Origin of the sequence: Tundrisphaera lichenicola, from assembly GCF_051175385.1 — a bacterium.
Taxonomy (GTDB): Bacteria; Planctomycetota; Planctomycetia; order Isosphaerales; family Isosphaeraceae; genus Tundrisphaera; species Tundrisphaera lichenicola.
This window is the reverse complement of record NZ_CP195106.1, coordinates 4,221,904-4,244,503: the sequence shown is the minus strand read 5'-3', so window position 1 is coordinate 4,244,503 and position 22,600 is coordinate 4,221,904. Positions and strand designations below refer to the sequence as shown.

Sequence of the window (22,600 nt, the reverse complement as noted above, 5' to 3'; positions counted from 1 at the left end):
GGTGATTCGGCTCAGAATCGAATTGCCCTCGAATCGATTTATCGGACGTAGTCCCTACCATCCGGCCGGTACGATCGTTCTTCGCGAATCGTGTCTTCGAACCTTTGCGACTCTAATTTCTCTTTGGCTTGATTATCAAGATACCAGAACCCAAGAGCTACCGGCGCCAACAAGCCGATGGCAGCGTTCTCTCGCCGCTCCTCGCGAGTCTGCGAACATCCGCACAACATCAGGGCGATCAACGGCGGGACGAATCGTCTCATACACCGTACCCCCTTATTGGTCAGCACCCATGTACGACGGGATCATAAGTTGGGACACGAAGGACACAAGGCCAATTTCTGAATCCGACTGTCCCGCACATCATCTTGATTCAGAAGATCTCACACCGGGCTCAATGCACAAAAGACCACAATCCCGAGTTCAAATTCAGGTTGAGACCTCGAAGCAAGGGATTCGAGAGCCCGGAACGAACCCACTCCCCATGCCCGATCAAAGCCACTTCCGCCAGCCTGGACCCCTCGGGGTGATTGAGGAAGCTCCGACCAGCCCGACGCCATCCCCAGAAATAAAGCCATGAAAAACAACGGTTTGCGGCACACTGGCACTTCAACCACCCTTCAATGCAACCGCCAATTCGACAGAACAAACCCACTTTCCCCGGCGGAACGGACCCACTTTTCGCGGCGGAACGGACCCACTGATCCGGTCCCGCATCAAACCGGATCTTCCTCGGCAATCCGGATAAATTCGGGATCGGTCGGTCCTGATGTTGAATGTGTTCCTCGGCTTGATCTGCCTCGGCGATCCCTCGCGACGATCAAGTTTCAGGCCCCTTGCAATCGTCGAGGGGCGGGATAGTCTGAGACCCGCAACCATCACGAACGGATCATCGACGGCGGGAGAGTTTCCATGAAACTTCGCGGACTTTCGGGGATGATCTTCGCCGCACTCCTGGGCCTGATGATGAGCCTCCTTCCGGGTGGCGAGGCGACCGGTCGGGAGGCGGGCCAGGTCTTCCGGGGCGGGGCGGCCATCGTGGACATTTCGCCGACGAAGCTCCCGGCCATCGTCAACGGCGGGTTCCTGGAGGCTCGGGCCGAGATGGTCCGCGATCCGCTCAAGGTCCGGGCGCTGGTCCTCGATGATGGGTCGAGCCGGATCGCCATCGTGGTCGTCGACAGTTGCATGCTCCCCCGCGACCTGATCGACCGGGCGAAGGAGATCGCGAAGGATCGAACCGGGATCCCGATCGACCGGATGCTGATCTCGGCCACCCACACCCACACCGCCCCCGCCGCGATGGGCGCCCTGGGTTCGAGGGCCGACCTCGACTACATCGCGACGCTCCCCGAACAAATCGCCGACTCGGTCGCCCAGGCCGTGGCCCGGCTCGCTCCGGCCCGGATCGGATGGGCGGTCGTCGACGACCCCGACCACACCCATTGCCGACGATGGATTCGACGCCCCGACCGGCTCCTGGCCGACCCGTTTGGCGACCTGACGGTCCGGGCCAACATGCATCCGGGCTACGAGAACCCGGACGTGATCGGCCCCTCGGGACCGGTCGACCCCACTCTCTCGATCCTGGCCCTCCGGACGCCCGAGGGGAAGCCGGTCGCCGTCCTGGCCAACTACTCGATGCATTATTTCGGGACCTCGCCGGTCTCGGCCGATTACTACGGCGCGTTCGCCGATCGTCTCGCCCGCCTGATCGCTCCCGGCCCAGAGGGCGGAGACTGCGTGGTCATGATGTCTCAGGGGACCAGCGGCGACCAGCACTGGATGGATTACGGCAAGCCGAAAGACCCGATCACGATCGAGGCCTATGCCGAAGCCGTTGCCGATCGCGCAGCCGAGGCGCTCCGCAAGGTCGAATATCAGCCCTGGGCCTCCCTGGCGATGGCCGAGGCCCGGATCACACTGAAGCGCCGGGTTCCCGACGAGAAGCGGCTGGCCTGGGCCCGCTCGATGGTGGCCAGGATGGGCGACCAGATCCCCAGGAACGTGCCCGAGGTCTATGCTCAGGAGGCCATCGCACTCCATGACGAGCCCGAGCGCGAGTTGAAGCTCCAGGCGATCCGGATCGGTGAACTGGGGATCGCCACCATTCCCGACGAGGTTTACGCCCTCACCGGCCTGAAGATCAAGGCCCGGAGCCCGCTCTCCCCCACGGTCGTCTTCAGCCTGGCCAACGGGTCGGAAGGCTACATCCCGCCCCCCGCACAGCACGCCCTGGGAGGCTACACCACATGGCCCGCCCGGACTGCGGCGCTCGAGGTCCAGGCCGAGCCGAAGATCGTCGAGGCCGTGCTCGGTCTCCTGGAGAAGGTCTCGGGCCGACTCCGAGGTGCCCCGACCGAACCGGGAGGAGATTACGTCGATTCGGTACTGGCCTCGAAGCCGACGGCCTTCTGGCGGTTGGGCGAGATGGAAGGCCCATCCGCCGCCGACGCGACCGGACAAGGACATCGGGCGAGCTTCGAAGGGCCGCTGGCGTTCTACCTCGAAGGCCCGCCCGGGTCGGGCTTCACCGGCCCGAAAGGCATCAACCGGGCGATCCACCTGGCCGGGGGGCATCTGGACATCACGATGCAGGAACAGGGCAGGGCATCGAGCCTCGAATTCTGGTTCTGGAATGGAATGCCGAACGACGCTCGCGAGGTCACCGGCGTCCTGGTTTCTCGGCCCGACGACACCGATCCGGGTTCGGCCGTCGAGCGGCTCGTCATCGGCGGAACCGGGGCCTCGGCCGGTCGGCTCTTATACCTTCGAGGGAAGGAGTCCGGGCCGATCCTTTCAGGCAAGACCGAGTTGACACCCAAGGGCTGGCACCACATTGTCCTGTCCCGTGACGGCGAAAACCTCTCGATCTACCTCGATGGCCAGCCCGAAGCCACCACCGGATCCGCCCCGCGACCGGGAGGAAGCCGACTCCGGCTGAAAATCGGGGGAGGCTCCGGCACCGAGCCCGGCCTCGAAGGAAAGATCGACGAGGTCGCCGTCTACGACCGATCGCTCAGCCCCGAGGAAATCGCCGACCACCATCGGAAGGCATCCGGGACTTCCGGGGTTACCCGGCCATGAACACTCCACTCCGACTCGCCGTCCTCCTGGCCCTGATCGCCCCGTCCTCCGTCTTCTCGCAGGCCATCGGCCCGGTGGAGGCTCGCGACCTCCGCTTAAAGGTCGAGTCCCTGCTGACCGGAGAGTTGACCCGGCACTGGTATCCTCGGTCGCTCGATCCCGACGGCGCGTTCCACCAGACCTATGCCCGAGACTGGTCGCCGATCCCCGATGAGAACCGGTTCCTGGTCTATCAGTCGCGGATGATCTGGACAGCCGCCGCCTTCGCCCGCCACTCCGCGCCCCACCGCGAGGAGTTCGAAGGTTATGCCAGGCGAGGGGTCGCTTATCTCGACCGGACGATGCGCGATGCCTCCTCCGGCGGATTTCACTGGCTGGTCGAGATGGATGGAAAGGTCTCCTCCTCTCGCGGCGACGAGAAGCATGTCTACGGGACCGCGTTCGCGCTCTATGCGGCCTCGACGGCCTACGAGATCACCCGCGACGAGACGGCCCGGAAGGTCGCCCGCGACGCCTATGACTGGCTCGAACATCGGGCGCACGACGATGAACATGGGGGCTACTTCGAGGCCATCGCCCGCGACGGCAAGCCCGTGATCACCTACGACCCCTCGGCCCCGGTCGGCAAGCGGACCGACCGGCTGGGCGTCTACTACGGCTTCAAGTCGATGAACTCGCACATCCATCTCCTGGAGGCCGTCGCCGAGTATTACAAGATCGAGAAGACCCCGGCCGTGAAGGCCCGGCTGGAGGAACTCCTGACCATCGTCCGGGATCGGATCGCCGCCGAGCCCGGAGCCCTCAACCTTTACCTCTCCCGGGACTGGCGACCGGCCCCGGCCCACGACTCGTTCGGCCATGACGTCGAGACGGCTTACCTGCTGGTCGACGCCGCGGAGATCCTGGGGATCCCGGAGGATCCGGTCACCTGGAAGGTCGCCCGGAGCCTGATCGACCACGCGCTCGACTGGGGATGGGACGACCAGCACGGCGGATTCTTCGACAAGGGGGACGTCTTCGCCGGCAAGGCGTATGACACCACCAAGGTCTGGTGGACCCAGGCCGAAGGGCTGAACGCCCTCCTCCTGATGGACCGGAAGTATTCCGGCGAGACCGACCGGTACATCCGGGCCTTCCGGAAACAGTGGGCGTTCATCGAGGCCCACATGATCGATCCCGAGTTCGGCGGCTGGTTCGGCGAGACGACCTGCGAAGGGAGGCTGATCGGCGACGGTCGTAAGGCCACCCAATGGAAGGCCAATTACCACACCGGGCGGTCCCTGATGAATGTCTCGAAACGGCTCGGAGAACTGGCCGGTGAGGCCCGATAGGGGGGACCGCGAGGTGTTCGAACATCAGGATCGGCCGGTCGAGGGTGGTTGCCCGCATGCTCGACCTGTCCTCGGAGGACCTGCTCGGTTAGAGTCGACTGGGAGGAAATCGGAGAAAGTGTGGGGGAGAGTCGATCGGGGATCGATATGTCATCGTTGGGCGACTTCCTTCGCGGGCTCTTGAAGGATGGTCAGGTAGTATTCCGAGAGCGGCCGATCCCATCGGCGAAGGAGCGACCCGAAGCTCTGGCCGTCCTGGAGTCGGCATTCGCCGATCACAGGCTCGACTTGGCCGGGCCGTCGATCGAGTTTGATGGGGATTCGGCTCTCCTGGCCTCGGAATTCGTCCGGCAAGCCTGCTGGTTCCTGATCGACCGCTCCGAGCCGGTCGAGCTCGTGGAGCGGGTCCTGATCCTGCCGGCCCGGCCGAGTCGAGAGTCGGAACACCTTTCGGCCGACCTAACCTTGCGGTTCCTTCCCCAGGTCTTACGGCGGGCCCGGTCGATCGCGCCGGGTGACCGACTGGGGGAAATCCTGGGGGAAGTCCTCCGGGGCTGGCCGCTCTCGGGCGTCCTGTCGGACGTCGAAGGGCCTCCGGATGACCTGGGGAGCCTCGGCTCCCACCCTGGACTCCTGATGCTCTACGCCGAGAGATTGGCGGACCACGAGAAGCCGGGTTGGATGCCGAGTGGGCTGGCACTGGATTATGTCGAGATGATTTACGAAAGACTGGGGAAGGCCCGACCGGCCGCCCTCCGAGATCGCGTGGGGGTGGCCCTTGGGTGATGAGACGGTCCGAAGGCTCCGCGAAGAGGTGGTCGAGGTCTTGAAACGCCGGTTCGTCGGCCGGGACGAGGTCGTCGACCTGATCGCCCTGGCGGTGGTCGCGGGCGAGCACCTGTTCCTGTACGGTCCTCCCGGGACGGCGAAGTCGGCCTTGATCCGCCAGTTCGCCTCGGCAGTCCAGGGACGTTACTTCGAATACCTCCTGACGAGGTTCTCCGAACCCAACGAGATCTTCGGGCCGATCGACCTGGCCCGACTCCGCGAGGGCTCGGTGGCCACGGTGACCACCGGGATGCTCCCGGAGGCCGAGTTTGCCTTCCTCGACGAACTCTTCAATGCCAATAGCGCGATCCTGAATAACCTGCTGACCGTCCTCAACGAGCGGGTCTATCGCCGAGGGGCCGAGGTCCGCGACCTGCCGTTACTCTCGCTCTTCTCGGCCTCGAACCACCTGGCCGAGGACGAGGCCCTGGGGGCTCTCTTCGACCGGTTCCTCCTCCGCTGTCACGTCAACCAGCTCCGGCGAGAGTCCATGCCCGGGCTCCTCGCGGCCGGCTGGGCCCTGGAGCGGTCCAGTCCTTCCACTTCCGGAGTGACGGCCGGCGATCTCCGAAACCTTTCGGGTCGCCTCCACGCGGTCGACCTGTCCAAAGTGACCGAGCCCTATGCCGAGGTCATCTTCAAGATCCGCGACCTCGGGGTGGCAATCTCGGACCGGCGTGCGGTGAAGATGCTCAAGCTCCTGGCGGCCTCGGCTCTCCTGAGCGGGCGAGAGCAAGCCAACGCGTCCGACCTCTGGGTCCTCCGGTACGTCTGGGATCGGGTCGAACAGATCGACCCCCTGGCCGCCCTGATCAACGGGGTGCTCGACCAGCATCGCGACCAGCCGAAGACGCACCCGCTAGCCGCCGCGCCGGAGCGAGTCGAGGCCGAGGATCTCGCCCGACAACTCGAAGACCTCGAAGCCCAACTGGGCGAGCGGCCGACCTCGCTTGCCGCCCTGGCCAGGTTCCGCGATCGGATCGCCACGATCACCGACCGATCGGCCTGGGTTGCCGACGATCAGGCCCGCCGCCATCTCCTCGATCGATCGAAGAAACTCCTGGAGCGGATCGGGGCCTGAGCCGCCCCGAGCCTCATCCCCCCCGATCGGAGAAAATCCCGACTCCCCCTTTCGATCCGGGGGAGTCGGGCCTTGCAGCCTGCCGTGAGGTCATCCTTTAGGAGCATCCGCCGGCTTGGCTTCCTCGGGCTTCGGCGCATCCGTCGGCTTGGCTTCCTCGGCCGCCTCGGGCTTCGGGGCGGGCTCGGTCGCCGGAGTCGCCGGGGCAGGAGTCGGCTCGGTCGCCGGAGTCGCCGGGGCCGGAGTCTCCACGGTTGTCGGGGGAGGCACGGGCTTCCCGAGCTTCTCCAGGTAATAGGCGATGACGGGCCTGGCCAGGAGATTGGGCTCGAGCTTCAAGGCGCTCGTGAAATGCTCGGCGGCCACCTCGGGCGAGAGGCCCCCTTCCAGGACAGCCAGGCCCAGCTCGAATTCCCACTGAGCCTGCTGGTCGACCTTCTCGGGGAGTTCCAGGAGCATCCGGGTCGAGGCGACCGGATCGCCATTGAGCAGCATCTGGGTGGCGACCGGGGCCATCAAGCCTCGCTGAGTCCGGAGTTGGGCCACCGACTTGTCGCGCCAGAGGGTCACCGCGTTCTCGTAATTCCCGAGGAGAAAGTAGACTTGCCCCTGTCGGTACGCAGCGGTGCCGACCCCGGTGCTGAGCGAAGGATCGTCAACGTTCAGGGGGCCGATGACTTCGAGGGCCTTCTCGGGCATCCCGGAGTCGCAATAGAGGTCGACCAGGAGCGGGCGAACGGCGGCGGGGTTGGTCCCGGCGTCGTTCAGCTCTTCGAGCTCCCGGATCGCCAGGCTCGGGGCGCCTTGCGATCGGGCGAAATTCGCCTGATCCAGGGGAGTGGCCTGGTTGTTGATGACCAGGTCGCTCATCTGGTTCTGGATCCCCTCGACGCGCTGGTTCAACTCGCCGAGCAGGCGGGTGAGATTCTTGAAGAACTCCTCGTCCATCTCCCCCTCGCGAGGTTCGATCGCCGAAAGTCGCTCGCGAGCCAGGTCGTAGGCCCCGGCCTGGATGTAGTACTGGGCCAGGGTGAAATTCAGATTCACCTTGTCGATCCGCTCTTCGAGCGTCTTGGCCGGCGGGAGGGTCTGGATCGTGAAATTCAGCGCGGTCAAGAGCTGCCGGAATCGGTTGCCAAGGGCCCGGGGCTGGATCGGAGTCTGGAGGATCTGGGCCATGTTCTCCGGCGTCGGTGCCAGGCCCGCAATCAAGGCCGACTCCTGGGTCAAGAGGAGCCTATAGGCCTCGAAGAGCCAGCGAAACGCGGTCACGTCGTCGGGCTTCGCCGAGAGGGCGGCGCGAGCCTCTCGGATGGCCATCAGGCAGTGGGCGGGGTCCGGCAGATACGAAGTCCCCGGGGGTACGTCGGCCGGTCGGAGCCACCGGCGAGCCGCATCGGTATGGGGCTGGGGCCGGTTCAACAAGCGGTTCTTGAAGATGCTGTCGATCGGCTCGTATGTCGGGGTCGGCGGACGTTCCCAGGGGGGTACCGGCCGAGGCCGCTGGTAAGCCAGGGCCTCGGCATCGAGGCGGTTCGCCTTGAAATAGGCGAGGTCCGTCGCCGGGGCGTTCGGATCGGACCGGCCGAACATGACGACCGCGCCGTCGTCATAGAACGGGATCCAGTGGGGGCTCCCCAGGAGCCTCGCGTAAGTCACGGGAGAGCTATCGGCCCCGGAGGGACGGAGCATGATCGCGCTGATCTTGGACTGGTCCAGGACCGGCTGCCAGACCTCGACCTGGTCGTCCCGGATCGCCCGGCGGACCTTGTCCCATTCGAGGAAGATGTCGCGCGAATAGAGATGGAGCCGGCTGTCGAGAAAGGCCTTGCGGCGCCCGCCGGTCCGCCAGGCGAGGGCATCACCCTGGGCCCTGGTCGTGTTCAGGATATTCCCCTCGATCGGGGCCGCCTTGACCGCCTCGGCGGCCTCGAACGGGAAATCATCGGGATTGAAGCCGAAACCGAACTGCGACTCCCCAACCTCGCGTCCCCAGCCGGTCACCCCGGAGGTGATCGCCGCGAAGACCAGCGAGATCGTCACCAGTCGGCCGCCGGTCGACCAGAGGGCCCACCCCGCGCCGAGCCGGCCTTCCGCCCCGAATGTGTCGAGATACCACTCCTGGCCGTTGAGGGCGAGGGTCGCGGCGAAAACGCAGCCGAACATCGCGGTGTAGTTCAGGGCCAAGGCCCAGAGGGCCGCCGAGACCACGAACATCAGGAACCGGCCCAGCGAGAAGTTCCGGCGATTGAGGAGGAACGAGATCAGGCCGAGGCCAACCAAGGCCACGTAATAGATCTGGAAGGATCGGGAGAAGTCGGCACCCAGACCAGTACCGAAGACCGAAATCGGCACGGGAGATGGAGGGCCGAAATCCAGGCCGACGGCCCGATAGATCGACGAGAAGGCCGCCAGGACTCCGAAGACATGCGAAGGACTGGCGAAAGTCACCCCGAAGCAGGCCGCCAATGCGATCAGCCCGGACTTCAACGACGGCCGGGCCTCCTCTCGAGGCTTCCCGAACCCGAGACCGACCACCGCCGCAGCGAGCACGACCAGGCCGAAGGCATAGTTCTCATCCATGTTCGCCCAGACGACGAACAGCGGCACCAACCAGAAAAGGCGTCCGGTCTTCCCCAGGTTCATCGCATGATGGAGCAGGAGAAGTTCGATGGCGAAGAAGAACAGGCCCCAGTTCTCCGGGGAGACCGCCGCGGGGCCGGCGATCCCTCCAGGGCTCACGTCGATCGTCGGGCGGACCGTGCGGATGACCTCACCGTCGGCCGTCGGTGCGAAGGATTCGACCGAGGCCGGTCCCAGTGTGACGCCCACGGCCAGCGTCGCGCAAATCGCGGCCCACCAGAGTCCCGGGCCTTTTCGCCTCAGCCCCATCAAGAGCCAGGCCGTGAGCCCTCGGATCAGGGCACTCAGGGCGATCAGGGCCCCGGCGGCGTATTGCTCGGCCGGGCCGCCGACCAGGGGCGTCGGCATCCCCGGTTCGGGCGGGGGGACGATCGAGGCCACCGCCGAATGCAACCCGTAATGGATCACCTCGAAGAGCCACGAGATGTTCACCCACCTCGCCCCCTCCCCGGCGATCGTCCAGGTGTTGGTCACCACCGGCGAGCCCGCGCCGATCGACTGGCGACCGGCGTGGAGCAGGCTCCAGATCGACGAATTGATCGGCTGGATCTTGTTCGCCGAGCCGAGGAAGGCCAGCAGGACCACGAATCCGGCCACATATAGGTCGTAGTACGAATTCCACTCGAAGACACGTCGAGGGGTCCAGGGCTCCGGCGCAGGGGCCTCGACCGGCGTCTCGTCGGCCGGGAGATCACCCTCCGACTCGCTCCTGGGGAGCGGCTTATCCGATTCAGGTTCGGTCATAAAGGGTTCGGGGAGATCGAGAAAAGATGATGAAGCGCGCAGGGACACTCCTCCCGGCGACGGATGCCATGCTAGGGGCCAGGCAGGGACCCGGTCAAGGGGGTTGGGTCGGCCATCGAGGTCGGTCCTCGCGGTTCGTTGACTTCCCTTCCCCCCGAACTAGAATGCGAAGGTCCATTTTTTGCAGGATGTTAAGGGCTGAAGGGTTTTCTCGGAAGATCCGGGCTCGATCCTCCCGCTTCGGGGCCGTCCATGCGTATCCTCACCGCCATCCCCGTCTACAACGAAGAAGCCCACCTGGAGCCGGTCCTGGCCGAGGTCCTTCGCCATACCGAGGATGTCCTGGCTGTCGACGACGGCTCGACCGATCGGACGCCCGAAATGCTCCGGGCCTTCCCACAGGTCCGGGTGGTCCGCCATGAGCGTAACCGAGGCTATGGAGCGGGGATCGATAGCGCGTTCCGCTATACGGTCGAGAACGGCTTCGACGGCCTGGTCACGATTGACTGCGACGGCCAGCACGAGCCCGAACGCATCCCGGAACTGGCCGCCGGGCTCGCCGACGCCGACATCGTCTCGGGTAGCCGATACCTCAAGGTGTTCGACCCCACCCAGATCCCTCCCATCGAGCGGCGTCGGATCAACATCGAGGTTACGCGCTGGCTCAACGAGTGCCTCGGCCTGGGCTTGACCGACGCCTTCTGCGGATTTAAGGCCTACCGGACCTCTGCCCTGGAAAAGTTCGAGATCACCAATTTCGATTACGCGATGCCCCTCCAGGTCTGGGTCCAGGCCGTCCAGCATGAGATGAAGGTCAACGAGGTGCCCGTGCCCTTGATCTACCTCGACGAGAATCGAGCCTTCGGCGGGGCGCTCGATGACGCGAACTTCCGCCTGAATCACTACAAGACGGTGTTCCGCGAGGCGCTCGATCGGGCCGGGCTGGAAGTCGCGGGGGGTTGTCGTTGATGCATCCCCACCGCCTGCGGGCCCCTTCCTCCGACGGCGCCTTGCTGGCGGATCCCGCTCTCGAGCAAGCCGAACTCGCCCTGCTGGAAAACGCCGACCGGCTCGACCGATGGGATTATGACTTCCAGGGGAGGAAGGCCGACCGCCTCCGGACCATGGCCCGCGCCCAGGTCATCGCCCTGGCGAAGCGTCATCACGAGGCCTTCGGCCTCGACTGGCCCGATGTCCCGGCCCAGCCCGATCGGCTGGTGGTCACCGGCCACCAACCCGAGCTGTTCCATCCCGGGGTCTGGGTGAAGAACTTCGCGGTCGCCGGCCTGGCAGAGAAGTCGGGCGGGGTCGGGCTGAACTTGATCGTCGACAACGACATTCCCAAGGGCCCGACCATCCGGGTGCCTCACCGGGACGAAAGCGGGCTCCGAGCCTCAGCCGTGGCCTTCGATGTCTGGGCTGGCGAGGTCCCCTATGAGGATCAGGCAGTCCAGGACGAGGGCCTGTTCGCATCGTTTGCCGACCGGGCCCTCTCGACGATGGGGGGGCTGGTCGACCGGCCGATCCTGGAGGAATTCTGGCCTCGGGTCCTTCGGAGGGCCGATGATACCTCCAGGGTGGGGTTGAGATTCGCCCTGGCTCGCCGAGAAGTCGAGGCGGATTGGGGGGTCAGGAACATCGAAGTCACGCTCGGGTCGCTCTGCGAAACCGAGGCGTTCGGATGGTTCGCCTCCCACCTCCTGGCCCAGCTCCCGAGGTTCCAGGCCACCCACAACGCGGCGCTGGCCCGATATCGCGCCGCCTATGGGATTCGCAGCAAGAATCACCCGGTCCCCGCCCTGGCTATCCAGGAGGACTGGCTCGAAGCCCCATTCTGGGCCTGGCGTGCGCAATCGCCCCGTCGACGGCCCTTGATGGCCCGCCTGCTCCCTCGATCGATCGAGTTGCGAATCGGTGGCGAAGACCGGCCCTTCCTGGAGCTTCCCCTCTCCGCCGACCGAGACGCCTGTTGTGCCGTCGGGGCGCTTTGCGAGCTTCCCTCGAAGGGAATCCGGGTCCGAACCCGGGCCTTGACCACCACGATGTTCTCGCGCTACCTGCTCGGCGACCTTTTCGTCCACGGGATCGGCGGGGCCAAGTACGACGAATTGGGGGATGAAGTGGCACGGGGCTTCTTCGGGATCGAACCGCCGAGGTTCCTGACGCTCTCGCTCACCCAGTGGATCGGGCTGGAATCTGATACGGCGTCCCCGGAGGCTCTTCGGGCCGTCGACCGGTCGATCCGCGACCTGGAATTCAACCCGGATCGACATCTCCCCGACCCCCGCCCGGTCGAGGCCCGAGCGGCAATCGAGGCCAAGTGGATCGCCATCGAAGGGGAGGTCACATACCGAAAACAACGTCTTGAGCGGCTTCGATCGATCCGCCAGGCCAATCTGGAGCTTGCCCGATGGACCGAGCCGGCCCGAGCCAGGCTCCTGGCGGAGCGCGAACGACTCCGCTCCGGCCTCAAGTTGAATGGCGTGGCCCGCTCTCGAGAGTACGCATTTCCGCTCCACGACGGGAGGCGGCTCCGGGGGGCTCTGACCGGAGTCCGGGACCAGGCGGCGGGTCGCTGATCGGTCCTCCGAAAAATCGTGCGATTTCGCCGCGCAAGATTGAGGCGAACGGCCGTCCGACCCCCTACAATTGAGTTGATCAGAGGCCGGGGCGAAATGTCCCGGCGAGGCGCCGTCACCGAACCGGTTGCGGTTCGCCCCGAAGGTGGTCCATCGATGAAATTGCCCGAGCCGGTCGTCCGGCTTCCCTATCGTCGCGGATCCGTCGAGTTCTGCCTCGGAACAGAGGCCGACCAGGAAGCGGTCTATCAAACACTCCTGCACGTGTTCCAGGGGCCCGATCGTGATGCGTTCCTCGGCGCCTTGAGCGATCCCTCGTACAATCCCGAGCAGAGGATCCTCGTCAAGGTCGATGGTCGGGTGGTCAGCCACGTCCACCTGACCGAGCGGACGATCCGCTACGGCTCGACCACCCTGGCCATGAACGGGGTGATGTGGGTCGGGACCCTCCCCGAATATCGCGGGCTCGGCTACGCCCAGAACCTGATGAGGTTGGCCGACGGCCGGGCTCGCGACACCGGCGTGGCGGTCCAGGCCCTGACCACGGGGATGCCCCAGTTCTATCGCCCGCTGGGTTGGGGCGTCTGCGGTCGTCAGACCATCGGCCAGACCCTGAGCCGGAACCTCCCGCAAGTCGTCGACGGCGTGATCGAGGGGAAGGGGGGGTTCTGGCACGTGCGCCCCTGGCGTCAGGTCGAGTTGAACGACCTCATGAAGCTCTACGAGCGCCAGTACGCCCACAATACCGGGACCGTGGTACGGTCCGAAGATTACTGGCGATGGATGATCGGTCGTCGATACGCCCACGTGATCTGGGTCGCCTGCCAGGGGGAGACGGTCCGGGGATACGCCTTCGTCAAGGATCACCGGATCCTCGAGATCGCCACCGATCCGGCCCATCCTCAGGCCCTCCGGGCCCTCCTGGGTCGCGTCCGGGCCGAGGCCCTGGAGCGAGCCTACCCGCAAGTGATCGTCCACGCTCCTCTGGACCATCCGGTCATCGAAGCATTCCAGCAAGCCTCGGGCAAGGTCGTCGATCAGGAGGAGACCGAAGGATCGACCTCGATGTATCACATCCCGAGCGTCGAGCGCTTCCTGACCTCCGCGATGCCGGAACTGGCCAGCCGTGCTTCCACAGCCGGGATAACCCAACCGATCGAACTGGGCCTGACGGTCGGCGACCGCCGATGGTTGCTGCACATCGAGGGGAAAGATTCCCGGTTCGAGCCCGACAAGCTCAGCCGGAGGCACCTGACCCTCTCGGCTCCCTCCCTCGTCCGGTTGTTGATGGGGCATACCAACATCGACCGGGCCATCGAGGAAGATGGCGTCGAATCCTCGACCGGCACGGCCCTGGAAGCCGCGAGGATCCTCTTCCCGATCCAATCGGTCTGGCGGAGCCCCCTGGACGCGGCGACGGCGTGATCACTCGGACGATCGGGGCCGATCGATCGGACGGCGGGCGGCCGCCCTCGGTCATCGGCCCGCCATCATCGGCGAAATTCCCGACGCATGGCCGGGCTGTTGAGATAAACCGAGAGGCCGGCATATCCCAGGAGCATGAAGATCCCCCAGGAGATCCGGTTCATGTCGAGCCGGTCGGTGATCGGCCTGATGTGCGGAGCTTCCGGGTCTTCGGGATTCACCAGATCGGCGTCGGTGATCGGAGCGGCGGCGGTTGCCATGTTGGCCTGGAAGATCGGCAGGGCGATCAGGGTGACGGCCCCGACCCCGGCAGCAAGGCTCAAAGCGACGAAGAGGAGCCGCATCGACTTGCGTCGAAGGAACTGAACCGCACCATAGATCCCGAATAACCAGACGATTAAGAGGAACTGCGCTCCATCTTGCCCCTTCAACCAGGCCACGATCGAAATGACCGAGAGCAGCAGAAACCCCACCGCGCATAACGACCCGACGAAGATCACACCCATCGAGGGAGACGGGGGTCGGACCGCAACCGGCATCTCATCATCGAGGATATCGACCACGACCCGTTGACCGGTGTCGAGGTCCAGCCCACAGGTATTGCACAGGGACATCCCAACGCCGACCACCCCGCCACAGCCCGGACATCGTCGGGCTCTCGATCGGGCCTCGGCACCTTTCGGCTTCCTCGAAGACTTCGGCTCATCCTGGAAGAGGCCCAGGGCATCGGCGGTTGCCGGATGGGTACTCCCCGGAATGGGGGCGGCTTTCGGTAAATCGTCCGAGAGGAGGGGAAGGTCGAACGTCTCTCGAAGAGGAGCGGGGGAGGCGGGCAGTTCGAAGCTCCCGCTGCTCGGCCCACGCTTCGAGGACGAGCCTGGTAATTCGACGCTCCCATGGCTATCCGCGCGAGAGTCGGGTAGTTCGATACTCCCGCTGCTCGGCCCACGAGTGCGCATCATCGACGACCCGGCGCCCGAATTGGAGATCGACGAGGATCCCGAATCAGTTCCCGGGGCCGAGAACTTCGACTGGCAATGGGGACACTTCAGCCGTCGCCCCGCCGCCGCTTCCGGCACGTTCAACATGACGCCACAGCTAGGGCACTGGATCGTGCGGATCATGGTTTTCGGGTCTGGAAAGGCCGACAACGGAGTACCAGGATCCCTCACCATTGGGCTGCTCCTAGGGGATGCAATCCCGCATAAATATCCACTATAACCGGCATTCCGGAACCGGGGTAGACTTAATGCCGTTGGTGAAACGATCTTTGCGGGAATTTCTTAGGCGTCTCGAACCGAGGCCGGGCTGGCCTCCGGAAAAACCCGGCCACTTAATCAGCATACGACCGGGGAGTTGAGATCAGGATCGATCCGCCCTGCCAGCGTCTCGTTTTCGGGCGACTCGACGAGCAAACCGGTCGACATCGATCACCCTCCGCCGATGGAGCCCGCGAGCCACCACCTCAAAACCGTCGTGGGCGTCGACCTGGAAGGTGACGACCGGGCCATCGGCGGTGATCACGCGAGCCCGGCAAATCACGGTCAGGCCCTCGGGGACGGGGGCCAGATGCTCGACCTCGAGGAAGGTCCCGACGCTCCGCTGGTCATCGGTCAAGCAGGGAGCGATCGCGTTCCTGGCGGCGTATTCCAGGTGAGCCACCAGCCAGGGGGTGGAGAGCACCGCAGGCATCCGATCGTCGGCGAAGACGATCCGATTCGATGGGCCGACGACCAGACGCTCCTCCGCCGACATTCCGGACCGGATCAGGGATCTCATCAATTCTTCCCGGCCCCGAAGGACCGCTCGTTTTCAAGATGGTCGCGGACAACTTGCCAAGCCCAAGCGGGCGCTTGACCTCGAGCCCATAGAATAACAATAATCATTATCGGTTGGACGATCCTCGTCACTGAGAATCATGTTCCGCCGATGATCCCACCCTAACTTGCCTAGATCGACCCGCAATAGCTGCCTCGCCTGCAAGCTCCCGGCTAATTCGGCTCCGACCCGTTCGTCGGATCGCCCAGACCCGCCGGCCCGCCGCTCCCGGCCCTGTATTCTTAGGACCCGCCCCGCCCCGGGCCCAGGTCCCTCGATGGAGAAGAATTTCCATGCCGCGACTGTCCTCCGTCCTTGCGACGCTGATCGCCTCCACTCCGATTTTGCTGGTGGGATGTGGGGGAGCCGGGACCGAGACCGCCTCACCCATCGCCTCGAATTCCCAGACTCCGGCCCCTCCGGTCGAAGGGTCGAAGGGCGGCCAAAAGCCGGCCGAACTGACCACCCCAGACACGCGAGTCGATCCCAACAAGGTCGTCGACGTCGTCAAGGGCGAGGTCCGGGGAGGCGAGTCAGAGTCTCCGACGCCGATGGCGTACCTCTATCAGGATTTCGACCCGAAGACGATCCAAGACGAAGCGTTCGCCGTCGAGGTTCCCAACGGGCTCCAGGACATCACCTCATTCATCCCCGCATCCAACCCGATCACCAAGGGTAAGGTCGAACTGGGCAAGCAGCTCTACTTCGACCCCCGGATCTCCAAGGATGGGACGGTGAGCTGTGCCACCTGCCATGATCCGGCCAAGGGTTGGACCGATAACCTGAAAACCTCCAGCGGGATCAAGGGACAGAAGGGGGGCCGGAACGCACCAACCGTGATCAATACGGTTTACGGCAAGACCATGTTCTGGGACGGTCGCGCCCCGTCCCTCGAAGGTCAGGCTCAAGGTCCGATCCAGAACAAGATCGAGATGGGGGACCAGTCGTACAAGGAGATCATCGAGCGGCTCCGGACCATTCCAGGCTACAAGGAGCAGTTCCTGAAGGTCTTCGGGACCGAAGCGACCCTGGATGGGATGGCCAAGGCGATCGCCTCGTTCGAGCGAACAGCCCTGTCCGGAAATTCGACCTACGACAAGTATCTTCGATCCGACCCTGACGAGCCGGAAAGCTTCAAGGTCATGAGCGAGAGCGAGAAGCGAGGGATGGTCCTCTTCGGCCTCCCGCTGACCGAGGAGGACCCGTACAAGGTCGACAAGGCCCTCCTCAAGAAGGCCAACTGCACGGCCTGCCATGCCGGGTTCAACTTCACCGACGAGCAGTTTCACAATCTCGGCGTTGGTTACGACGAGGCGAAGGGGGAATTCGCCGATCGCGGTCGGTTCGAGATCTCGCCCATCGGAGCCAAGGCACCCCAGGAGCGAGGGGCGTTCAAGACCCCGACGGTCCGAGACATCACCCGGACCGGCCCCTACATGCACGACGGGAGCGAGAAGACGCTCGAAGAGATCATCGAGTTCTACAACAAGGGCGGGGTCAAGAACCCCGCGCTCGACCCCGAGATGAAGCCGCTCAACCTGACCGATTCGGAGAAGGCCGACCTCGTCGCCTTCATGAAGGCCCTCACCGGCGAGACCGTCGAGGTGGCCTTGCCAACCCTGCCGCCCGGCCCCGACGGCAAGACGGTCGATCCCGCCTCCGCGCTCATGTCACCGGCCCCCAACACGACGGCGGTCGACCTTCGCGAGGTCCATTGCTCCGTGATCGCCCGCTGAGTCACGATCCGGAAACTTCGACGACGCCCGGGGAGGCTCGTGAGTCGCCCCGGGCGTCGTTTTGCGCTTGGGTCTCGATGGAAGAGATCAAGGCTGGGCGTTGCGAGCCTTCAAGAGCTTCTCAAGGTCGGCGCCCTTGATCTTCGGCTGGGACTTCTTGCCCGGAGCCTTGGTGGCGGCCGCTGTCGGGTAGAGCGGCTTCTCCATCCCGGGCAATTGATTGGGGTCGGCGTTCGCCTCGATCACCACTCGCTCCGGCGATAAGGGGAGTACATCCGGTTGGGCGGCGGGGAGCCGGGCGGGAGCCTTTGCCGGAGTCGCAGGGTTGCCAGCAGGAGGGGCCGGGATCGGCGGAAGTCCCCCCGCGCCGACGGGGATCGGGAACTCGGAATCGGGGTAGCCGGACAGGTCGGCGTTCTCCTCATACTGGTTCACGGTCCGAGGGGCGGGGGGCGGGGGATTGGCCGCCCGGGCCGCTTCCAGGATATCCAGGCCGGGTAGGGGCCTGGGGACAGCAGAACGGCTCACCGGGATCCGGCCTTCGCGATCGGAGGCGAAACCGTCGTCCGAAGAGGGCTCGGCGGGGGCATAGCCCGTCCGGGAGACCGGATCGGCCGAGGTCCGCGACGCACTGGACGATGCGGGACGGATTCGCTTGACCCAGGTATTCAGGACCTGGAAATACCGGTCATTCGGGCCACGAAAGACCGCGTTCTTGCTCCCGCCGTGCGGGAGAAGTCCCGAAGAGAGCAGTTCGCTTCGCGAAGGGTCATCGGGGTTGATCAGGCGGAGCGTGGCATCCAGGTTGGCCCGGGCGATGTCGGGATTCTTCCGATCCTTGGCGTTCTTGATTTCGACGAGCTGAAAGCTCCCTTCATATCGCTCGTTATGGCAACGGGCGCAGCTCATCTGGAGGACCGGCTGAACGTACTCGGTGAACTCCCCGGCTCGCCGGACCGCCTGGGCGGTGGGCAGATCGAAGATGACAGGAGCAGCCCCCCCGAAGCTCCCCCGAACCTTGCCGAGGACCCTGGGATCGAGGGGAGCGGGGACCTCGCCGGACGTCTGCCGGACGGCAGGGTCCATCCTCCCTGGTGCGCTGGAGGTGGCCGCCAGATTGTAGAGCATTCGGCGAACTTCGGCGTCGTCCGGGCACGCGGCTTGCATCGCCAGGAGTTGCTCCTTGGCCTGGTCCGTGAGATTCTCGGTGAGGCACCAACGAGCCAGCTTCATCTTCTCGCCGATATCTCCGACCGGGAGTCGTGCGGCGAGAAACTCGTAGAGTTCCTCGATCGAACCACCGGCCTTCTGAACCATGTTCTTCGGGAAGGCGAGCGGACCTCCGCTGGCCCGGATCCGATAGACTCCGGCCTTGGCATCCTCGACGATATCGCCTAGGACGACCTTGCCGTTGGACAGCAGGAGCGCCGCATAAGTCGGCGCCTGGGACGGGACTCGCGGTGCCGGGACCGACTGACCGATGGCGACCGAGGTCGCCAGCCAGAGCAGGCCGGGGGCGGCGAGGCCGACGATGAGCGAATGGTTTTTGGGTGACATGGTGGCGGGACGTTAGCCCGACACCTACAATTCGTCAAGGCGAAGGATCGCCCCAACTTTTCCCGACTTTTTCCTCAAGCCCAGAGGCTTTGCGTCCGAGATGACAGGCCAAGAATCGTCGCCCGCGCTGGTGGAGTTGATCGGCCAGGTCGTCGTGCTCGACCTGAGCTCCAGCTATGTCTGTCTGGGCACTCTCGTGGGCATCGACGGGCTCTTCTACACGATGGATGATGCCGACCTCCACGACTTCCGCGACAGCGCGGCGACCCGGGAGATCTACGTCTACGACTCGGTTCGACTCGGGATCCGCCGGAATCGCTCCCGGGTCCTGGTCCGGCGCGATGAGGTCATCGCGATCACCCGGTTCGACGATATCGCGGAATCCTGATCTCTCCGATCCTTGGCAAGCGGCACGACTTCTGCCACAGTGATTATGGGCCTGCCCGGTTTGATATCCGGATGCCCCTGACGAATACACCCCCGAGTGACCCGAGCTGGGGCTCGCTTACGGACTTGAGGTGAGGGACCCATGACACGACTCCGATGGTTGATCGCCCTCCCGGCGATACTGGTGGTGTCCTCCGGTTCGACGAGGGCCGCCGAGGTCCGCGATGGTGCCGGCCTTTTCTCGCCCGAGGCCGTGAAGAAGGCTCGGGCGGAACTCGCTCGGATCGAGGACGAATACAAGGTCCCCGTGACGATCGAGGCCATCCCGTCGCTCCGAGGTGAAAAGATCCGCGATGTGACCACACGTCACGCCGAGGAAGCTCGCGCGAAAGGGATGTATGTCCTGATCGCCAAGGAAGATTCGAAGATCTTCGCCGAGCCTTCCCGCGGTTATCTGAAGTACCTGACCAAGCCCCGACTCAAGGGGATCGAAGATGCTTTCATCGCGGAATTCAAGAAGCGAGACTTCGACTCCGGCCTGGCCCGCGGGGTCGACAAGATCGACTCCACGCTCTCCGAGGCCAGGGCCGAAGCCGGGGGCTCACTCCGCCCCATCCCGACCGCCGGGAATAATCGACAAGCCGCCCCGGCCGGCCGGCCCGGAGCCGTCGTCAACAAGCCATGGGGGATTGGTTCCTTGATCACCATCGTCATCGCGATTCTTGGCGTGTTCCTGGTCATCCGGATCCTCGGTGCCCTGTTCTCGGGAGGTCGGGGCGGCTACGCCAACCAGCAAGGGCCCATGGGCGGCCCCGGAGCTTATGGAGGAGGACGACCGGGTTACGGTGCGCCCGGTTATGGCGGAGGAGGCGGTGGCGGATTCATGTCCAGCATGTTCGGTGGGATCGGCGGCGCCCTGGCCGGCAACTGGCTCTATGACCAATTCTCCGGGGGCCGTCATCACGGCGTCGATCAGACCTCCTCCTACGATCCAGGCACGACTCCCGGTGCCGGCCCGGAATGGGGCGAGGGAGGCGTCGGCGGCGATTGGGGCGGCGGTGAAGCCGACGCCGGAGGTGACTGGGGCGGCAGTGGCGGAGATGCTGGAGGTGGCGACTGGGGCGGAGGTGGAGGTGGCGATTGGGGCGGAGGTGGCAACGACGAGGGCGGGAGCTGGTAACTCCATGGCCTGAAAGATGATTCTTCATCGACAAGGACCGCGGTTGCCCCCCTGGGGTGACCTCGGTCCTTCGATCGTTATAAGCTTCGTCGTCCCGTCGGCGATTTCGGAAGGATTGTACGGGATCGACTGATCGACTTGCTATCGAGGGAGTCCCTCTCGATTCTGGCATTTCTTGTAGGGCAGGGCTGGCCCAGCCGCGAGCCTGGTCTCGGCAGGGCAAGCCCTGCCCTACAGGACGCTCGTCACCGATCGGGCGGTTTCTGGCGATGCCCAAATCGAGAGGGGCACCCTGCTATCGAAGCAGAGCTATCTCGTCTCCTCAAAATCGTTTAGAGTTAGTGGCGAACGAATCAGACTAGACCTGGCAGGGTGACCTGGGGCCGATGGATCAGAGCAATCGTCGCCTGGAGAAGTTGCGCAAGTCGATCCGGGGCGACCGGATCGACCTGTTGATGGTGGCTTCCGAGACCAATGTCCGATACCTCTCCGGATTTACCGGCGAGGCATCGGTCCTGCTCGTCGGCAAGGATCGGACCCTCCTGGTCTCGGACGGGCGGTTCACGACCCAGATCGAGCAGGAGTGTCCCGGCCTGGAGGTCCATATCCGCCCGGTCGGCCAACTCCTCTACGATGGCCTCGGCGAGATCCTGGCCAAGCTCGGGGTCCGGCGGGTTGGTTTCGAGCCGTCGAGCCTCAGCGTGGCCCACTTCGAGACGCTCAAGCAGAAGGCCCCGACCGTCGAGTGGACCGGCGTGACCGGGCGGGTCGAGTCGCTCCGGGCGATCAAGGATCGATCCGAGATCGAATCGATCCGCGAGGCGGTCCGCCAGGCCGAGCGAGGCTTCGCGATGCTCCGGGCTAGCCTCGACGAGGACGACTCCGAGAAGGAGACGGCCGACGCCCTGGAGGGATACCTTCGACGCTGCGGGGCGTCGGCGGCCTCGTTCCCCCCCATCGTCGCCGTCGGCCCTCGGGCCGCCCTGCCGCACGCCCGGCCAACTCGCTCGGCCAAGGTTCGCGATGCGGACTTCGTGCTGATTGACTGGGGTGCCACATCCTCCGCCGGTTACAAAAGCGACTTGACGAGGGTCCTGGTCACCGGTAAGGTCACTCCGAAGTTCGAGAAGGTCTACCGAACCGTCCTGGCCGCTCAGGAGCGAGGAATTGCCGCGCTCCGTCCTGGCGTGAAGGCTGGCGAGGTCGATGCCGCAGCTCGTTCGGTGATCGAGGAGGCTGGCTTTGGCCGCCTCTTCACCCACGGATTGGGCCACGGGGTCGGCCTGGAGATCCACGAAAATCCCTTCTTCCGCCGCGACAATCAGGCGACGCTCCGGGCGGGCATGGTCGTCACGATCGAGCCGGGAATCTATTCGCCCGAATGGGGCGGAGTCCGGATCGAGGACGATATTCTGATCACGCCCGACGGGCCGGAAGTTCTCTCGGACGTCCCCAAGGCCTTCGAGTCGACCCTACTTCGATGAACCGGGGCCGACCCCGACGAGAAATTACCGGGAGCCGTTCCTCAGATCCAGTGGACCGTCCTCCCCGACGACCGATCGAAAGGCGAGCAGGCATGCCGGAGTTGGAGAAGAACGCGGAGAGCCCCGAGCCCGATGTCCGGGCGATCCACCAACTGGTCCGATTGATGAAGCGATACGACCTGACGGCGATCGATTTCATCGAAGGACCGACGCAGATCCGGCTCCGTCGAAGGGGACCCGAGGTCGCCCTCCCGATGGCGTACCCCCCCCCGAACAACTATGCCCCCGCCGCCAATCCCGCATCAGCGGTCGATGGCCCAACGATCGCCATGCCGGCAACTCCGGTGGCCGCTCCCGCCCCGGCAGCCCCTTCGGGCCTGCTGATCGAGAGCCCGATGGTCGGCACGTTCTACTCCTCCAGTTCGCCCGAGGCCCCGCCGTTCGTCACGGTCGGCTCGGCGGTCCGGCCCGACCTGACGGTCTGCATCATCGAGGCCATGAAGGTCTTTACCGACATCCCCGCGGGGCTGTCGGGCACGATCACCGAGGTCCTCGTCAAGAGCGGCCAGCCCGTCGAATTCGGCCAGCCACTCTTCCGCGTCAGCCCAGCCTGATCCCCCGTGAGGACTGAGGACTCGGGACTGAGGACTCAGGCCTCGGACAGCATGGCCCGGACCCGAAAGCGGCCATGATCCGATCGGGATCGATCGATTCTCGAAA

16 protein-coding genes are annotated in these 22,600 nt (G+C 64.9%); 12 read left to right on the top strand and 4 right to left on the bottom strand.

Translation table 11 applies throughout. The features are described from left to right. The first annotated feature begins 912 nt into the window (after positions 1-912). The 4 genes from P12x_RS16865 (at position 913) to P12x_RS16850 (ending at position 6,327) form a co-directional block, all read left to right on the top strand. On the top strand, positions 913-3,087 hold the full coding sequence (locus P12x_RS16865; protein ID WP_435005531.1) for a LamG-like jellyroll fold domain-containing protein: 2,175 nt from the start codon (positions 913-915) through the stop codon (positions 3,085-3,087). Then, complete coding sequence (locus P12x_RS16860; protein WP_435005529.1) at positions 3,084-4,418, top strand: AGE family epimerase/isomerase; 1,335 nt, start codon at positions 3,084-3,086, stop codon at positions 4,416-4,418. The genes P12x_RS16865 and P12x_RS16860 overlap by 4 nt, the downstream gene beginning before the upstream one ends. 147 nt (positions 4,419-4,565) lie before the next feature. After that, a complete protein-coding gene (locus P12x_RS16855; protein ID WP_435005528.1) occupies positions 4,566-5,204 on the top strand; it encodes a hypothetical protein in 639 nt (212 codons plus the stop codon). Continuing rightward, positions 5,197-6,327 carry an AAA family ATPase gene (locus tag P12x_RS16850; protein ID WP_435005526.1) on the top strand — a complete coding sequence of 377 codons (1,131 nt, stop codon included), beginning with the start codon at positions 5,197-5,199 and terminating at the stop codon, positions 6,325-6,327. The genes P12x_RS16855 and P12x_RS16850 overlap by 8 nt, the downstream gene beginning before the upstream one ends. A 90-nt stretch (positions 6,328-6,417) precedes the next feature. On the opposite strand, the gene P12x_RS16845 is transcribed toward P12x_RS16850, so the two are convergent. After that, positions 6,418-9,714, bottom strand: a complete 3,297-nt coding sequence (locus tag P12x_RS16845; protein ID WP_435005525.1) for a tetratricopeptide repeat protein — start codon at positions 9,712-9,714, stop codon at positions 6,418-6,420. 252 nt (positions 9,715-9,966) lie between these two features. On the opposite strand from P12x_RS16845, the gene P12x_RS16840 reads away from it, so the two are divergent. From P12x_RS16840 to P12x_RS16830, 3 genes are all read left to right on the top strand, one after another. Beyond that, the gene (locus tag P12x_RS16840) at positions 9,967-10,683 is read left to right on the top strand and encodes a glycosyltransferase family 2 protein (protein WP_435005524.1); all 717 of its coding nucleotides are present in this window, start codon (positions 9,967-9,969) and stop codon (positions 10,681-10,683) included. Then, positions 10,683-12,293 (top strand): hypothetical protein, encoded by a 1,611-nt coding sequence (locus P12x_RS16835; RefSeq protein WP_435005522.1) that lies wholly within the window; start codon positions 10,683-10,685, stop codon positions 12,291-12,293. Before P12x_RS16840 ends, P12x_RS16835 begins: the two co-directional genes overlap by 1 nt. Before the next feature lie 156 nt (positions 12,294-12,449). After that, the gene (locus P12x_RS16830; protein ID WP_435005520.1) at positions 12,450-13,718 is read left to right on the top strand and encodes a GNAT family N-acetyltransferase; all 1,269 of its coding nucleotides are present in this window, start codon (positions 12,450-12,452) and stop codon (positions 13,716-13,718) included. A gap of 65 nt (positions 13,719-13,783) precedes the next feature. Here the strand turns inward: P12x_RS16830 and P12x_RS16825 are convergent, their stop codons facing one another. Further along, positions 13,784-14,332, bottom strand: a complete 549-nt coding sequence (locus tag P12x_RS16825) for a hypothetical protein (RefSeq protein WP_435005519.1) — start codon at positions 14,330-14,332, stop codon at positions 13,784-13,786. A 748-nt stretch (positions 14,333-15,080) separates the two neighbouring features. Further along, positions 15,081-15,497, bottom strand: coding sequence for a thioesterase family protein (locus P12x_RS16820; RefSeq protein ID WP_435005517.1), 417 nt, complete (start codon positions 15,495-15,497; stop codon positions 15,081-15,083). A gap of 332 nt (positions 15,498-15,829) precedes the next feature. On the opposite strand from P12x_RS16820, the gene P12x_RS16815 reads away from it, so the two are divergent. Further along, entirely contained in the window at positions 15,830-17,272 is a 1,443-nt protein-coding gene (locus P12x_RS16815; RefSeq protein WP_435005515.1) for a cytochrome-c peroxidase, read from the top strand. A gap of 87 nt (positions 17,273-17,359) precedes the next feature. Here the strand turns inward: P12x_RS16815 and P12x_RS16810 are convergent, their stop codons facing one another. Beyond that, a complete protein-coding gene (locus P12x_RS16810) occupies positions 17,360-18,829 on the bottom strand; it encodes a hypothetical protein (RefSeq protein WP_435005514.1) in 1,470 nt (489 codons plus the stop codon). A gap of 100 nt (positions 18,830-18,929) precedes the next feature. On the opposite strand from P12x_RS16810, the gene P12x_RS16805 reads away from it, so the two are divergent. From P12x_RS16805 to accB, 4 genes are all read left to right on the top strand, one after another. Continuing rightward, the gene (locus tag P12x_RS16805) at positions 18,930-19,217 is read left to right on the top strand and encodes a hypothetical protein (protein WP_435005513.1); all 288 of its coding nucleotides are present in this window, start codon (positions 18,930-18,932) and stop codon (positions 19,215-19,217) included. A 141-nt stretch (positions 19,218-19,358) separates the two neighbouring features. Next, positions 19,359-20,396, top strand: a complete 1,038-nt coding sequence (locus P12x_RS16800; protein ID WP_435005511.1) for a TPM domain-containing protein — start codon at positions 19,359-19,361, stop codon at positions 20,394-20,396. A gap of 386 nt (positions 20,397-20,782) precedes the next feature. Continuing rightward, positions 20,783-21,880 carry a M24 family metallopeptidase gene (locus tag P12x_RS16795; RefSeq protein WP_435005509.1) on the top strand — a complete coding sequence of 366 codons (1,098 nt, stop codon included), beginning with the start codon at positions 20,783-20,785 and terminating at the stop codon, positions 21,878-21,880. Between the two features lie 92 nt (positions 21,881-21,972). Beyond that, positions 21,973-22,494, top strand: coding sequence for an acetyl-CoA carboxylase biotin carboxyl carrier protein (gene accB / locus P12x_RS16790; protein ID WP_435005507.1), 522 nt, complete (start codon positions 21,973-21,975; stop codon positions 22,492-22,494). Positions 22,495-22,600 lie beyond the last annotated feature (106 nt).